Below are 14,188 nucleotides of genomic sequence, written 5' to 3' on the forward strand. Positions count from 1 at the left end.
GCTCTTCCGATCTGTATCGCGGCAATTTTGGTTCATGGTCGAACTGCCCCAGTTTGAACAGTTTTGAGAGTGATTTGAAGCTTTTGAACGCCTCATTCACAGATTTCAACACTTGCTGTGCAGCCTGAGAATGTAACAGCTTCCCGTTTTCACTCTCCTTCAGTTTTGCGTAGAGGTTGACATACTTCAGAACCTTGAACGGGTTCCGTCCTTGCTCAAAGAAGTATTGCCGAGACTCATACACACCTTGGTTGTAGAGATTGTTGGCAAGACGCGCTAACTCAGTAAGCAACTGAGCAAGCTGCTTGTCAGGTTGAAAAACATCTTTTTGGACGGCTAAAAACATCATTGGGTTAAGATGGTATGCAGTTATTATAGAGGCCTATTTACGGAAATAGCAACCTTATGAGAAGTGCTAGCTTCTCAGGCGGTGAACGTCATGAAAGGATACAGTTCAAGACGGCTCAGAATGGAATTTCCACATCTCAAAAACCTGCATGAAAAATCCCAACTCTGGGCACACAGTTATTATTGGGGTACTACCGGGAACGTTTCAGCCCAGACAGTGAAACGGTATATCGAAGAATGTCAAGGCTGACTCTGCCTACTGCCGTAGGCGCGGGAACCGTTCTGTATCACCGTCGTGAACGAGCGAGGTTTTATCCGGTTCCCGAACCCTCCGGTTTCTATAAGCAACTGCACTGAATTCAACTGCGCTGGCTTTACTATGGCACTGGCTGACCAAACGTAACTGTGATGGCAGCCACACGCAGGAGTGATTCCCATCACACAGACCGTGCCATTTGGAGAGGGGAAACCGCTAAAAACCGCTAAAATAGTAAGGCTTTAGCGACTGGCCATTAGATTATCACTTGGGGTTTATGCGAACGCACTACTGCGGCAATGTCCGCGTCAGCGATGTTGAGTCCACCGTTACGCTCTACGGCTGGGTCGATCGGCGTCGGGATCACGGCGGGGTAATTTTTATCGACTTGCGCGATCGCTCCGGTATTGTCCAGATTGTCAGCGATCCTCAGCGTACCCCTGAGTCGTATCAACAGGCCGATCGCCTACGCAGTGAGTACGTCATTAAGGTGGTGGGTCGCGTCAGCCAACGGCCTGTCGATTCGTTGAACCCTAAACTGGCAACGGGCGACATCGAAGTGTATGCCGATCACATCGAACTCCTCAATCCGGTGCGGCAACAATTGCCCTTTAGCATCTCCGCCGCTGAACAGGAGCAGGTGCGCGAAGAGGTGCGGCTGCGCTATCGCTACCTCGATTTGCGACGGGAGCGCATGGCCCACAACTTACAGTTACGCCATCGCGTGGTGCAGGCAATACGCCGTTTCCTTGAGGACGAAGCAGGCTTTATTGAAGTTGAAACCCCCATCCTGACCCGCTCAACCCCGGAGGGTGCCCGCGATTATTTAGTGCCCAGCCGCGTCAACCCCGGGGAATGGTTTGCCCTCCCCCAATCGCCACAGTTATTTAAGCAATTGCTGATGGTGGCAGGGTGCGATCGCTACTACCAGATTGCCCGCTGCTTCCGGGATGAAGATCTCAGAGCCGATCGCCAGCCAGAATTTACCCAACTGGACATGGAAATGAGCTTCATGGGGCAAGATGAGATCCTCGCTCTTAACGAAGCCTTAGTGTGCCACATCTTCAAGACCGTCAAAGGCATTGAGCTGCCCCGGCCGTTTCCCCGCCTCAGCTACCATGAAGCCATGGATCGCTATGGCACCGACAAACCGGACACCCGCTATGGCTTGGAACTTGTCGATGTCTCAGATTTACTCAAAGACTGTGGCTTCAAGGTCTTTAGTGGGGCGATCGCCCAAGGGGGGATTGTCAAAATTCTGCCCATTCCCAACGGCAACGATCGCATCTCCAACGTGCGGATTAAACCCGGCGGCGATCTGTTCCAAGAGGCAACCGCCGCAGGAGCTAAGGGCTTAGCCTATATCCGTGTGCGCGACAACGGCGACATCGATACCATTGGTGCCATTAAAGACAATCTTTCGCCACAGCAAAAGGCTGAATTACTGAAGCGCACCGGCGCACAGCCAGGCCACCTGTTGTTATTTGGGGCAGGGGAAGTAGCCACGGTCAACAAAACCTTAGATCGCTTGCGGCAGACCATTGCCCGCGAGTTTGCCCTGATTGACCCAGCGGCCATCAACCTCCTTTGGATTGTGGACTTCCCAATGTTTGAGTGGAACGCCGAGGAAAAGCGCCTCGAAGCACTGCACCATCCCTTCACCGCGCCCCATCCCCACGATTTAGACAACCTGAAAACCGCCCGTGCCCAGGCCTACGATCTGATCTACAACGGCTACGAAGTAGGGGGAGGAAGCCTGCGCATTCACCAGCCCGAACTACAACGGCAAGTATTTGAAACCATTGGCTTGGATGAGACTGCGGCACAGGAAAAATTTGGCTTCTTACTAGAAGCGTTTGAGTTTGGCACGCCTCCCCACGGCGGCATTGCCTACGGCCTCGATCGCTTGGTGATGCTCTTGGCAGGGGAAGACTCTATTCGCGACACGATCGCCTTCCCCAAAACCCAGCAGGCTCGCTGTCTGCTCACGGGGGCACCCAGTGGTGTGGAGCCACAACAACTCAAGGAACTGCATGTCGTGCCTGCGAAGCCACCGCGGCGCAACCCCTAAGCCCGCAGATCCGTTTGCCGATTCCATACCCCTTCCGGCAACCATTCGCCACGCACCTGTTGTACCATGGCCACCGACATAATGTAGCCCCACGCGGTGGTCAAGGGGGTTCGATCTAGATCATAAACAGGGATACGCTGCCGCTGGTACGCACTACGATCCGGTGGCAACTGAGGGTAATATCCTTCAAAGTTATCCAAGCGCTCTAATAGGGTGTCGGGTGGGTTCCTAAAGATGAGGAGTTCACCATGTACCCATCCTTCCTCTGGGGTCATAGCGGGGTAGCCCATGGGTAAATGGTAAAGACGACCTTGAGCTAAGGCAGGCTGGTGGGAGTGTAACCATGGTTGGCAGAGTTTCGTATGGGGATCATAGCCGGTCTTGAGGGTGCCATAGACAAAGAGGTAGAGAGTATCCGGTGGTGTCATCTTGTGCCCCTAGAAAACTCGTCTGACATACCGCGCTCCGGCAAAGACACCTCGGCTAGATCGCAGATACCAGTTGCGAAACGCAGATCGTTTGAGTAACGGTTGAGTGCACTCACTACCCCCCTTGAGAACGTAATGCTCCCCATCAAAATAGGGTGTGGAATAGCCTCGGTAGGGATAGCTTTGAAATCCGGCATAGGGTGCAAAGGGGGTTTGAACCCACTCCCAAACCAAGCCAGTGTAGGGTAAACCGTGTTGGCAGGCAATTTCCCACTCCTGTTCGCTGGGTAAACGCTTCCCTTGCGAGTGACCGTAAGCTTCAGCTTCGTAAAAACTCAAGCCCCACACCGGAGCGTGCAAATGATCATCGGGAATGGGGTAGAAGGGGGCTGTGATGCCATGGCTTTCGCGCCACTGCCACCCCGCTGCTGACCACCATTCTGGCCGCTGGTAGCCGCCATTCTCAACAAAGTTGCGGTATTGCCCCCACGTCACGGGTGCCGCATCTATGACAAAGGGGGGACTCAGCACCAGATGAGAGGGCTGTTCATTATCTAAGGCCAGCAGATCATCTCGGCCAAGACGATACTCGCCTGCAGGTACAGCAAAGGGTGTCGTGACATCACCGATAGGCGGTGGATACCTGTTCAGCCGCCCCTGCATAGCCAAGACCATTTGCAGGGTTTCCGTGTGCTGGGCTTCGTGCTGCAATATCCMCCACCACAGACGAGCCTCTTCCTGCCATTGGGACTCCGATAGCCGCCACAGGCGATCGCCCACCTCTTGGCGAATGTCTGCCAGATAGCTGAGTAACTCTGCCCGATCCGGTAGTTGCTGCCGCTCTGCTTTCGGACGACCATCCGCCGCAAACCAGTAGCGATGGCGATCGCTCACAGCGGGATGCGTGGGCTGATCCAAAAGCCACAGGGCTTCAGTAAAGCCAATATGCCCTAGATGCCAGCCCACCGGACTGTACAGGGGGTGAGGTTGGGTTCGCAGAGCTGAGTCTGGCAGATCCGCGATGAGCGCTAGGGTCTGTTGCCGCTGGTGTTGCCAAGCTTGCCAAAAGATCTCTCGCTGGTGCACGGCTAGGACTGTGCTAGAAGCAGAAATGTTGAATCCAGACATAAAACTTTACGTTTCAAGGTACACGACTCATACCCGTGTCTCCAGCCGCAAATCGCAACTCCAAGGCACGATTGAGCAACGATGACTCAGTTCCAGTTGTAAATACCGCTGTCTTCATCCGCCCTCAGACTGTAGGGTCGCTTCCACTTGGTATTGCTCCCACAGCGATTGGTACAGTCCGGGGACAGCCGCTAACTCACTATGGGTGCCCTGCTGCACAATCCGCCCCCGATCCATGACAAGAATGCGATCGCAGGTGGCGGCAGCCGCCAGTTGGTGGGAGATAAACAGTACGGTTTGGCGGCGATCGTGCAATGCCCGCAGAATTTGACTGGCGGTTTGGTTATCGACACTGGCAAGGGCATCATCCAGCACTAAAATTGGCGCATTGACGAGTAGGGCACGGGCAAGGGCAGTGCGTTGTCGCTGTCCTCCAGAGAGGGTAATCCCCCGCTCCCCCACAAGGGTCTCGTACTGTTTGGGGAAGTTCAAGATTTCGTGGTGAATTTGTGCTTGGCTGGCGGCAGCAATTACTTTCAGTTCACTGGCCTCTGGTTCCCCATAGCGAATGTTGTTCTTGATGGTGGTGCTAAATAAAAAGCTTTCCTGAGGAACGTAGGCGCTCGCCCCGCGCAGATCCGCTAGGCGTAGTCGGGTAATATCAATACCATCCAGGAAAATTTGGTTAGGGGCAATGTCCAACAAACGGGGTAAGGCACTGGCCAAGGTCGATTTGCCACAGCCAATGGGGCCAACAATGGCTACCATCTCGCCGGGCTGCACCTCAAAGGTCAGCCGATCTAAAACAGGGGTGCGGCGATTGGGATAGGTGTAGCTAAACTCCTGAAAGCGCAGATGCCCCTTCACCTGGGGCAATGACAGAGCATCGGGAGCATCCTTAATCCGTGGCTCTACACTCAAGATGGCCTCCACCCGATCGATGCTGACTTCTCCTCGCTGGTAGGTGGTAATCGTAAAGCCCAGCAGTGCCGTCGGAAAAATGAGGCGCTCTATATACAGCAGTAACGCTACAAAATCCCCGACCTGAATGGTGTTGTCGGCAATCATACGGCTGCCAAACCACAGCAAAATCAGCAGGCTAAAGCTGACCATGCCCCCTAACAGCGGAAATAAAATATTACGGGTTTTGGCGAGGACTAGGTTATTGGCTAGCAGTTCTGCGTTTAGGCGATCAAATTGGCGTTGTTCATTGGCTTCTTGGCCATAAATTTTAATTAGGGCAATGCCACTCATGTCCTCTTGGATCAGATCACTGAGATCCGACAGGCTTTGCTGTACCTCCAGTTGCTCTGAGCGCAGGCGATCGCTAAAGGTTTGGACAATGAACAATACCGCCGGATAGACGGCGATCGCCCCTAAACTCAACCCCGGATGAATGGCCAGCATCACGGGTAGGGTGAAACCATAGGCAAAGAGAGTATTGACCGCACTCAGGAGGGCAAACCCCACTAAGCGGCGGATATTATCCACATCACTAGTGGCGCGGTTAATGAGGTCTCCAGCGGTATTTTCAGCAAAATAACTCGGCTCTAGTCGCAGTAGGTGCTCAAAGATGCGCTGCTTGAGGTCAAACTCAACCAAGCGACCCGCCCCAAAGATCCACAGCCGCGAAGCCATGCGAATCAACCACATCAACGAGGCCAAGCCAATCAATAGCAGGGCATAGAACACCACCCGCTGAAATTGAAATTGAGCCTGCAGCTCATCAATCGCTGTGCCAATCAGCAGCGGCAGGTACGTACCAAGCAGGTTCACCACCAATAGGGCAACCACCCCCGCCCAGATTTTAGTTTGATGGGGGCGCAGGTAATGCAGGAGACGGCGGAAGCGACTGGAACGGCCAGACTTAGGGGCAGCAATCATCACACGTGGCTCAGTGCCCTAGGGGGCGTCGATAAAGGCATTGAGGTCTTCAATCAACCGGCTGAGTTCCGCCTCCGTTGTCAGGCGAATGGACTCATCCCGCACCGTTAAAAGCACCTTGGCGGCGTAGGGATTGGGCCAAATATTGGGGTTACAAAACACTTCCAAAAACACCTCGCCAACGTGTTGGTATTCCATAACGGCTTGGGGGCTGATTTGACTACCGCTGGCCTTGGCGGTGGCGATCGCCCGCATGCCTTCCATGAGATCGTCAATTGCTGTCCGTAGGGACTGAGCCGCATCGCGGGAAAAACAGAATGCAACCGACCCCTCTACCAGATTAATGCGAATGCGATCGCTCATAGGTGTTGCCTTTTCACAGGGAGTTGACAGCAAAAGCACCAAGTAAAATTGACGCGCCCTAATATTTGGGGGGACACTCCTCCAGCAGTGACTGCAAGGAAGACAGGGCAAGCGCTGTAGGTATCACCTCGCGGTTGGACATCCCTGCAATCTGGCCAGTCGTTCGTGCACATAGCTATTCTGCCATAGGTTGAACCTGAGGTTTTGGGAACAGCGGTTACTATCTGCCTCTGCGGCGCACTGGGTTTGACATACTTCTTGCCCTAAAAGCGGGGCGTTAGACCCGGTTTTCTTGGTAAATAAAGAGTAAAAAAAAGCTAAAGCTTTCGCGCGGGCAGGGTATTTAGCTTGTCAAAGCCGAATTAGCCTTGCTACAAGTTAGCTAGTCAACGCCTAGGGTACATCCAGAATGCTAGAGAGCTTAAATACGGTTGCGTTATCCCGCTGGCAGTTTGCCCTGACGGCAATTTTTCATATGCTCTGGCCAGTCCTCACCACGGGTATGGGCATTTACCTAGTAGTGATAGAAGGACTCTGGCTGAAAACGAAGAACCTCACCTACTACCACCATGCCCGCTTTTGGTCAAAGCTCTACATCCTGAACTTTGGCATTGGTGTTGCCTCTGGCTTGCCGATGGCGTTCCAGTTTGGTTTGAACTGGGCACCTTTTTCCCTAGCCGTGGGGGATTTTTTTGGTACCGTGCTCGGCTTTGAAGGCACGATGGCCTTTATGCTCGAAGCCAGTTTCTTAGGCATTATGGTCTTTGGCTGGCAGCGGGTTCCGCCCCTCATGCACTGGGTGGCCACCATTTGCGTTGCCTTTGGTGCCAACCTCTCAACGTTTTGGATTCTCTCGGCCAATTCCTGGCTGCAAACCCCTGCTGGCGGGGTTTTTGTCAATGGCAAGTTCCAGGTGCAAGACTATTTCCAAGCGATCGCCAACCCTTTCATGGTCAATAGCTTTTTGCACATGTTCTTTGCCACCCTAGAAACCTCCTTATTTGTGATTGGCGGCATTAGTGCTTGGTACCTACTGCAAAATCGCCTGCCTAATTTCTTTACCAAATCCTTGAAGGTGGTTCTGGTGATGGCCTTGATTGTTGCGCCGCTGCAAATTTTTGTGGGTCACCTGAGTGCCGAGCAAGTCTATCGCTATCAACCCGCTAAGCTGGCCGCCATGGAAGCCCAATGGGAGACCATTCCCGCCGGAACGTCCGCCAGTTGGAGTTTAATTGCCATCCCTGATGAAGCAACCCAAACCAATAAGGTGGACGTAAAAATTCCTGGCCTGCTCGGTTATTTACTGGAGCTAAAACCCACTCTGGATAGCCCTGTGCTGGGGTTGAAGGAGTGGGCACCGAGCGATCGCCCCCACCTGATTGGTCTGATCTACTATTCCTTCCGCACCATGATAGCTATTGGCCTGTATCTTGCTGCCTTAGTGAGCGTGACGGTATTTATTTGGTGGCGCACTGGCCTTGCTGGCGATCGCCTTGGCAACTACAAATGGCTGTGGTGGGGCTGGATTTTTGCTGGACCGCTGGGCTACATTGCGGTGGAAGCGGGTTGGATTGTGCGTTGCGTCGGACGGCAGCCGTGGATTGTCTATGGCCAAATGCGCACCGCAGAGGCTGCCTCGGCCTTACCGCCTCAAGTCGTCCTGTTTTCCCTCAGCGGCCTTGTTGCACTTTACACCATCTTTTTCTTTGCCGCCCTCTTTTTTGGTAGCCGCATCATCCAGAAAGGCCCCAACGTGGCCTTGCCCGTTCCTGGCCTACGTAATGCCGAAGAACTCGAAATTCGCATCAAAATGGCAGAGCATCAGCCCGATAGTCGCCCTCTAGAAACCCAGCAGTAACGGTAAACTCCTATGGACACCAATCCTCTAGCCCCCCTCCAGCATTTCCTGCCCCAAGTGTGGTTTTGCATTCTGGGTTTATTTCTGTTCCTCTATATTCTCCTCGATGGCTTTGATTTGGGCATTGGCATTCTGTCGCTGACCGCTAGCAGCGAGCAACGGCGGAATATCCTTATGACCAGCCTCGGCAATGTCTGGGATGCAAACGAAACATGGCTCGTGCTGATGGGGGGCTCCCTCTTTGGTGCCTTTCCCTTGGCCTACGCCACCATCCTCAATGCCCTTTMCCTGCCCGCCGTCATCATGGTCGTAGGACTGATTTTGCGAGCCGTTTCCTTTGAATTTCGCGAAAACGCCAACAACAAGCGGGTATGGAACCTGACCTTTGGCGTTGGCAGTTTCTTGGCCGCCTTGGGGCAAGGGTTTGCCGTAGGCACCGTATTTGAAGGCATTAACGTCGATGCCGCGGGGAATTTTGCGGGCAGCATGTGGGACTGGCTGACATGGCACTCGGTTTTAGTGGCGCTGACCCTCATTCAAGGCTATGTTCTCATTGGCTCCACCTACTTAATCTACAAAACCAGCGGCGAGTTGCAGAACACCCACTATAAAACCGCCACCATTGCCACATGGACAACCTTGATCGGTGCCATTTTGATTACGATTACGGCTCCGATTTTCCATGTACAGGTGCGCGAACAACTGTTTCAGCCACCGCTGTTCTACGTTTTTGCTGCGATTCCCCTGTTGGGAGTGTTCCTCATTGCCATGCTACTGCGGAGCCTGAAGCGTCGCGAGGAATCTATGCCACTGGTCTGGACATTTCTGATCTTTCTTATGTCCTTTATTGGGCTGGGGTTTGTGATTTTTCCCAACATCATTCCCCCCAGTGTCACGATCTATGAGGCCTCGGCAGCCCCTAGCTCCCAAGTTTTTATGCTGATCTTTGTGGCCTTTTTAATTCCGATTATGCTGGCCTACAACCTCTATAACTATTTGGTATTCCGTGGCAAAGTGGTTGCCTAGAGACCCACCAACTGTTATGGCTACCTCCACTAGCGTTGATCTCGATGCCCTCAAGAGAGATTGCACCCTGTGCTGCTGTCGTGAATCCGTTGAGCAAAGCTGTTTGGTATAATCAGGGTGCCGTTTTCCATCAAAGAGGATGTCAACTATGGCAACAAAGTCTGCAAAGCCCACCTACACGTTTCGCACATTTTGGGCAGTGCTCCTGCTGGCGATTAACTTCTTGGTTGCCGCATACTACTTTGGCATCCTTAAGTAATCGGTAGTCATTGTTCGTTACCTAAGCGGCTAGGGGGGGTTGCTCGAGGGCGATCGCCCCTAGTTGGCCGCGGCGGTAGTCCTGTAGCAGTTGCCGGGCAGCGCGCTCAAGGTTACCGTGATAGCGCTGCTGTGCAAGATCGTAAAGATAACTCTCCCCAGAGCGATCGCCCACCGCCAGATCGTAGCGATCCTTGAGCCGGTGCTCCTGTTTCAGGTCTTTGAGCAACGCCACCAGCTCCGGCGCAATGCGGCACGGATCGTAAGCTGCTTCGCCAATATCGTCACAGATGGCCAGTTTAATAGCCGCCTGCTGATCCTGCAAGTTAGCAGGCAATATCCCCGGCGCATCAAGCAACTCCAAAATGGGAGAAATACGAATCCAGCGCAGTTGTCGCGTCACTCCGGGTCGCGCCGCACTTTCAGCAACGCGCTGCTGAAGGAGTCGATTAATCAGTGCCGACTTCCCAACATTGGGAAATCCCAACACCACAGCGCGCACCGCTCGTGCTTGCATCCCTCGCTGCTGCCGTCGTTGGTTAATAGTAGTTCCTGCTTTGAGGGCAGCATTTTGGAGCATGCGAATCCCTTGCCCCCGCTGCGCATTGGTAAAAAAAGGCACCTCGTCTTGACGGCTGAACCACTGACTCCACCGTTGGCGATCGCCCTCCTGAATCATATCGACCCGATTTAGAACCAATAACCGCTGCTTCCCCCTTGCCCACTGGGCCATTTGAGGATGATGGCTGGCAAGGGGAATGCGGGCATCGCGCACCTCCAAAATGAGATCCACCTGCTTGAGCTGCTCTCGCAACGCCCGCTCCGCCTTGGCAATGTGGCCAGGATACCACTGAATTAACGAACCCATAGAAATTGCACTCCCTTTCTTGACATAACAATAGAGCGATCGCCCATAAGTACTAGTTTTGATTGACTATTGGCAATACTTCGATACAATTAAATAGATACAGGGCTATGCAAGTAAGCGTTTGATTAGAAACCTATAAACAACTCTAAAGATTGATAACTCAAACCTATAGAATAATTAAGAATCTTCAAAGCAAAAGTTATTGCATTGGGTATCAACTAAGCTGATGCTTAAGCATAAGACCTACGACGACACAACAGACTTGCGGATGTTTGCACCATCTCGCTGAGTTTCGTATTGCTAAATTTTGCCCCAGCAGTGGGGTTAATCGTAGCGTTGCACACATATTCCATTGCAAAGGTTGCCAAGTGTAGAGGCTGCTCTCAACGGCACATTAAACTGTTAAAAAGGAAAAACGTCTATGGCCTATACGCAATCAAAATCCCAGAAAACTGGGTATCAGGCTGGGGTAAAAGATTACCGCCTCACCTACTACACACCGGACTACACCCCCAAAGATACCGACATTCTAGCGGCATTTCGGGTCACCCCTCAGCCGGGTGTGCCCTTTGAAGAAGCGGCTGCTGCGGTGGCTGCGGAATCCTCCACCGGCACATGGACAACGGTGTGGACTGACCTCCTCACCGACTTAGATCGCTACAAAGGCCGCTGCTACGACATTGAGCCGCTGCCTGGCGAAGATAACCAGTTCATTGCCTACATTGCCTATCCCCTCGACCTGTTTGAGGAAGGCTCTGTTACCAACATGCTCACCTCCATCGTGGGGAACGTCTTTGGCTTCAAAGCCCTGAAAGCGCTACGCCTCGAAGACCTGCGAATTCCTGTTGCCTACCTGAAAACCTTCCAAGGGCCACCCCACGGTATCCAAGTCGAGCGGGACAAAATCAACAAGTATGGTCGCCCGCTGCTCGGTTGCACCATCAAACCGAAGCTGGGTCTATCGGCAAAAAACTACGGGCGTGCGGTTTATGAGTGTTTGCGCGGTGGTCTCGACTTCACCAAAGATGACGAGAACATCAACTCGCAACCCTTCCAACGCTGGCGCGATCGCTTCTTGTTTGTCGCCGATGCGATTCATAAAGCCCAAGCAGAAACCGGTGAAATCAAAGGTCACTACCTGAACGTTACCGCCGCCACGTGTGAAGAAATGCTGAAGCGGGCAGAGTTTGCCAAAGAACTCGAGATGCCGATCATCATGCATGACTTCCTCACCGCTGGGTTCACTGCCAACACCACCCTTTCCAAGTGGTGCCGCGACAATGGCGTGCTGTTGCACATCCACCGTGCTATGCATGCGGTGATTGACCGTCAGAAAAACCACGGGATGCACTTCCGCGTCTTAGCCAAGTGTCTGCGGATGTCTGGGGGCGACCACATCCACACGGGTACGGTGGTCGGCAAACTTGAAGGGGACAAAGCAGTCACCCTTGGCTTTGTGGATCTGCTGCGGGAAAACTATATCGAGCAAGATCGCTCCAAAGGCATTTACTTTACCCAAGACTGGGCATCGATGCCCGGCGTCATGGCCGTAGCCTCTGGTGGGATTCACGTTTGGCACATGCCTGCCCTCGTGGACATCTTTGGGGATGACGCTGTGCTGCAATTTGGTGGCGGTACCTTGGGTCACCCTTGGGGGAATGCGCCCGGCGCAACCGCCAACCGCGTTGCCCTTGAAGCCTGTGTCCAAGCCCGCAACGAAGGCCGTGACCTGATGCGTGAAGGCGGTGATATTATCCGTGAAGCAGCTCGCTGGAGTCCTGAGTTGGCTGCTGCCTGCGAACTGTGGAAAGAAATTAAATTTGAGTTTGAAGCTCAAGACACGATCTAGAGGGTGGTAATGGGGTTCAATCGGAGCTAAGCGTAAAGTTGCTGCTGCGGTTTTCCCCCACGCCTATGGATGTTAAACACATTGCCAAACAAACCAGTAAAACCCTGATTAGTTACCTTACCTATCAGGCGGTGCGGACGGTAATTGCCCAGCTTGCAGAGACTGATCCACCGCGATCCCTGTGGTTGCAGCAATTTACCAGTCGTGAAAATGTTCAAGATGGCGAGCGCTACCTTGAGGCACTCTTTCGCGAGCAGCAGGATTTGGGCTTTCGTATTCTTACGGTGCGAGAGCATTTGGCAGAAATGGTGGCAGACTACTTACCGGAAATGCTGCGTACCGGCATCCAGCAGGCGAACCGACAGCAACGCTGCCAGCAATTAGAGCGGATGACCCAAGTGTCAGATGTCTCGGTTGAGGGCAGCCCACCCCCTGAATCAACAACCGACTGAATGCGATTGATTGTCCTTGTTTTTTGATTGAGGAACCTATGAAAACATTACCCAAAGAGCGTCGCTACGAAACCTTTTCCTACTTGCCGCCGCTGAGTGATGCCCAGATTGCGCGGCAAATTCAGTACACCATTGAGCAAGGCTACCACCCCTGCGTCGAGTTCAACGAAAGCTCTGATGCCGAAATCCGCTACTGGACCATGTGGAAGTTGCCCCTGTTCAACTGCACCAGCCCCCAAGAGGTACTCAACGAGGTGCAGCAGTGCCGCTCGGAATACCCCAACTGCTACATTCGTGTTGTGGCTTTTGACAACATTAAGCAGTGTCAGGTGATGAGCTTTATCGTCCACAAACCCAATCAGGGAAATAGTGGTTATAGCGGCTACCGTTACTAATCCCTAGCCCTATTACTACCTGCTTAAAACGGCAAAGCCCCCAGTCTGAGCATGGGGGCTTATTTTTTTGCTCTAGGTTTTTGGCTCTAGGTGCTCATTCTCTCCCTAGAATGACTAGAGAGCGTTACCACGGGGGAGTACCTCTTCGGGGAAGACTAGGTTTTCATGGGGTTGGTCTTGCGGCGCCATCCACGCCCGAATCCCTTCGTTCAACAGAATGTTCTTGGTGTAGAACGTCTCGAACTCAGGGTCTTCAGCCGCACGAATCTCTTGCGAAATGAAGTCGTAGGAGCGCAGGTTCACCGCTAGCCCTACGACTCCAATCGCACTCATCCACAGACCTGTCACTGGCACAAACAACATAAAGAAGTGTAGCCAGCGCTTGTTCGAGAAGGCAATCCCAAAAATTTGGCTCCAGAACCGGTTCGCCGTCACCATCGAATAGGTCTCTTCCGACTGGGTGGGGGTAAAGGCACGGAAGGTACTGGCCCCTTCCCCATCTTGGAACAGGGTATTTTCAACCGTCGCACCGTGAATGGCACACAGTAGGGCACCCCCCAGCACCCCGGCAACCCCCATCATGTGGAAGGGGTTCAAGGTCCAGTTGTGGAACCCTTGGAAGAATAGCAAGAACCGGAAAATCGCCGCTACCCCAAAACTAGGCGCAAAGAACCAGCCGGACTGCCCCAGTGGGTAAATCAAAAAGACACTCACAAATACGGCAATCGGCGCACTAAAGGCAATGGCGTTGTAGGGGCGAATGCCAACCAAGCGGGCAATTTCAAACTGCCGCAGCATAAAGCCAATGAGGCCAAAGGCACCGTGGAGGGCAATAAAGGTCCACAGGCCTCCCAGTTGACACCAGCGGGTAAAGTCCCCTTGGGCTTCGGGGCCCCACAGCAGCAGCAGGGAGTGTCCCATACTGTTGGCCGGGGTCGAGACTGCCACGGTCAGGAAGTTACAGCCTTCCAAGTAGCTGGAGGCTAAGCCGTGGGTGTACCACG

At 53.2% G+C, this 14,188-nt stretch carries 14 protein-coding genes and 1 pseudogene; 8 read left to right on the forward strand and 7 right to left on the reverse strand.

Features of this window, described 5'->3' with window-relative positions; all coding sequences use genetic code 11:
- Positions 1-349 (reverse strand): annotated as a pseudogene (locus L5220_RS08880) (hypothetical protein); the annotation flags it as partial.
- An 81-nt stretch (positions 350-430) separates the two neighbouring features.
- Between L5220_RS08880 and L5220_RS08885 the strand changes: the two are divergent.
- Both L5220_RS08885 and aspS read left to right on the forward strand, forming a co-directional pair.
- On the forward strand, positions 431-598 hold the full coding sequence (locus tag L5220_RS08885) for a transposase (RefSeq protein WP_499573100.1): 168 nt from the start codon (positions 431-433) through the stop codon (positions 596-598).
- A 283-nt stretch (positions 599-881) separates the two neighbouring features.
- Positions 882-2,675 (forward strand): aspartate--tRNA ligase, encoded by a 1,794-nt coding sequence (gene aspS, locus L5220_RS08890; RefSeq protein ID WP_499573088.1) that lies wholly within the window; start codon positions 882-884, stop codon positions 2,673-2,675.
- Here the strand turns inward: aspS and L5220_RS08895 are convergent.
- The 4 genes from L5220_RS08895 to L5220_RS08910 all read right to left on the reverse strand — a co-directional run bounded on the left by L5220_RS08895 (position 2,672) and on the right by L5220_RS08910 (position 6,478).
- Positions 2,672-3,103 (reverse strand): gamma-glutamylcyclotransferase family protein, encoded by a 432-nt coding sequence (locus L5220_RS08895; RefSeq protein ID WP_448514009.1) that lies wholly within the window; start codon positions 3,101-3,103, stop codon positions 2,672-2,674. The two genes, aspS and L5220_RS08895, sit on opposite strands and share 4 nt — an antisense overlap.
- A gap of 9 nt (positions 3,104-3,112) precedes the next feature.
- Positions 3,113-4,231, reverse strand: coding sequence for an SUMF1/EgtB/PvdO family nonheme iron enzyme (locus L5220_RS08900; RefSeq protein WP_499573091.1), 1,119 nt, complete (start codon positions 4,229-4,231; stop codon positions 3,113-3,115).
- Between the two features lie 114 nt (positions 4,232-4,345).
- Positions 4,346-6,115, reverse strand: a complete 1,770-nt coding sequence (locus L5220_RS08905) for an ABC transporter ATP-binding protein (protein ID WP_499573102.1) — start codon at positions 6,113-6,115, stop codon at positions 4,346-4,348.
- 18 nt (positions 6,116-6,133) lie between these two features.
- Positions 6,134-6,478: a hypothetical protein gene (locus tag L5220_RS08910; protein WP_099799008.1), complete on the reverse strand. Its 345-nt coding sequence runs from the start codon at positions 6,476-6,478 to the stop codon at positions 6,134-6,136.
- Positions 6,479-6,887: 409 nt separating this feature from the next.
- Here L5220_RS08910 and L5220_RS08915 point away from each other — a divergent pair, with 409 nt between their 5' ends.
- The 3 genes from L5220_RS08915 to psaX all read left to right on the forward strand — a co-directional run bounded on the left by L5220_RS08915 (position 6,888) and on the right by psaX (position 9,621).
- Positions 6,888-8,336 (forward strand): cytochrome ubiquinol oxidase subunit I, encoded by a 1,449-nt coding sequence (locus L5220_RS08915; protein ID WP_448524394.1) that lies wholly within the window; start codon positions 6,888-6,890, stop codon positions 8,334-8,336.
- A 12-nt stretch (positions 8,337-8,348) separates the two neighbouring features.
- Positions 8,349-9,362, forward strand: a complete 1,014-nt coding sequence (gene cydB, locus L5220_RS08920) for a cytochrome d ubiquinol oxidase subunit II (RefSeq protein ID WP_499573094.1) — start codon at positions 8,349-8,351, stop codon at positions 9,360-9,362.
- Between the two features lie 148 nt (positions 9,363-9,510).
- The gene (psaX, locus tag L5220_RS08925) at positions 9,511-9,621 is read left to right on the forward strand and encodes a photosystem I protein PsaX (protein ID WP_227517316.1); all 111 of its coding nucleotides are present in this window, start codon (positions 9,511-9,513) and stop codon (positions 9,619-9,621) included.
- Between the two features lie 21 nt (positions 9,622-9,642).
- On the opposite strand, the gene ylqF is transcribed toward psaX, so the two are convergent.
- Positions 9,643-10,488, reverse strand: a complete 846-nt coding sequence (gene ylqF / locus L5220_RS08930) for a ribosome biogenesis GTPase YlqF (protein ID WP_448514003.1) — start codon at positions 10,486-10,488, stop codon at positions 9,643-9,645.
- Between the two features lie 421 nt (positions 10,489-10,909).
- On the opposite strand from ylqF, the gene L5220_RS08935 reads away from it, so the two are divergent.
- From L5220_RS08935 to L5220_RS08945, 3 genes are all read left to right on the forward strand, one after another.
- Positions 10,910-12,337, forward strand: a complete 1,428-nt coding sequence (locus L5220_RS08935) for a form I ribulose bisphosphate carboxylase large subunit (RefSeq protein WP_099799013.1) — start codon at positions 10,910-10,912, stop codon at positions 12,335-12,337.
- 65 nt (positions 12,338-12,402) lie between these two features.
- Positions 12,403-12,789, forward strand: coding sequence for a RuBisCO chaperone RbcX (gene rcbX / locus L5220_RS08940; RefSeq protein ID WP_099799014.1), 387 nt, complete (start codon positions 12,403-12,405; stop codon positions 12,787-12,789).
- A 38-nt stretch (positions 12,790-12,827) separates the two neighbouring features.
- The gene (locus L5220_RS08945; RefSeq protein WP_099799015.1) at positions 12,828-13,184 is read left to right on the forward strand and encodes a ribulose bisphosphate carboxylase small subunit; all 357 of its coding nucleotides are present in this window, start codon (positions 12,828-12,830) and stop codon (positions 13,182-13,184) included.
- Positions 13,185-13,298: 114 nt separating this feature from the next.
- On the opposite strand, the gene psbD is transcribed toward L5220_RS08945, so the two are convergent.
- The coding region (gene psbD, locus L5220_RS08950) for a photosystem II D2 protein (photosystem q(a) protein) (RefSeq protein ID WP_499573096.1) at positions 13,299-14,188 on the reverse strand (890 nt) is incomplete at its 5' end.

Source organism: Synechococcus sp. PCC 6716 (assembly GCF_022570815.1).
Lineage (GTDB): Bacteria > Cyanobacteriota > Cyanobacteriia > Thermosynechococcales > Thermosynechococcaceae > Thermosynechococcus > Thermosynechococcus lividus.

Bases quoted from the DNA above. Each gene is read 5' to 3' on its own strand.
- L5220_RS08905 (WP_499573102.1), bottom strand. From the start codon at position 6,115: ATGATTGCTGCCCCTAAGTCTGGCCGTTCCAGTCGCTTCCGCCGTCTC.
- aspS (WP_499573088.1), top strand. From the start codon at position 882: ATGCGAACGCACTACTGCGGCAATGTCCGCGTCAGCGATGTTGAGTCC.
- ylqF (WP_448514003.1), bottom strand. From the start codon at position 10,488: ATGGGTTCGTTAATTCAGTGGTATCCTGGCCACATTGCCAAGGCGGAG.
- L5220_RS08915 (WP_448524394.1), top strand. From the start codon at position 6,888: ATGCTAGAGAGCTTAAATACGGTTGCGTTATCCCGCTGGCAGTTTGCC.
- L5220_RS08895 (WP_448514009.1), bottom strand. From the start codon at position 3,103: ATGACACCACCGGATACTCTCTACCTCTTTGTCTATGGCACCCTCAAG.
- L5220_RS08945 (WP_099799015.1), top strand. From the start codon at position 12,828: ATGAAAACATTACCCAAAGAGCGTCGCTACGAAACCTTTTCCTACTTG.
- L5220_RS08935 (WP_099799013.1), top strand. From the start codon at position 10,910: ATGGCCTATACGCAATCAAAATCCCAGAAAACTGGGTATCAGGCTGGG.
- psaX (WP_227517316.1), top strand. From the start codon at position 9,511: ATGGCAACAAAGTCTGCAAAGCCCACCTACACGTTTCGCACATTTTGG.
- rcbX (WP_099799014.1), top strand. From the start codon at position 12,403: ATGGATGTTAAACACATTGCCAAACAAACCAGTAAAACCCTGATTAGT.
- L5220_RS08910 (WP_099799008.1), bottom strand. From the start codon at position 6,478: ATGAGCGATCGCATTCGCATTAATCTGGTAGAGGGGTCGGTTGCATTC.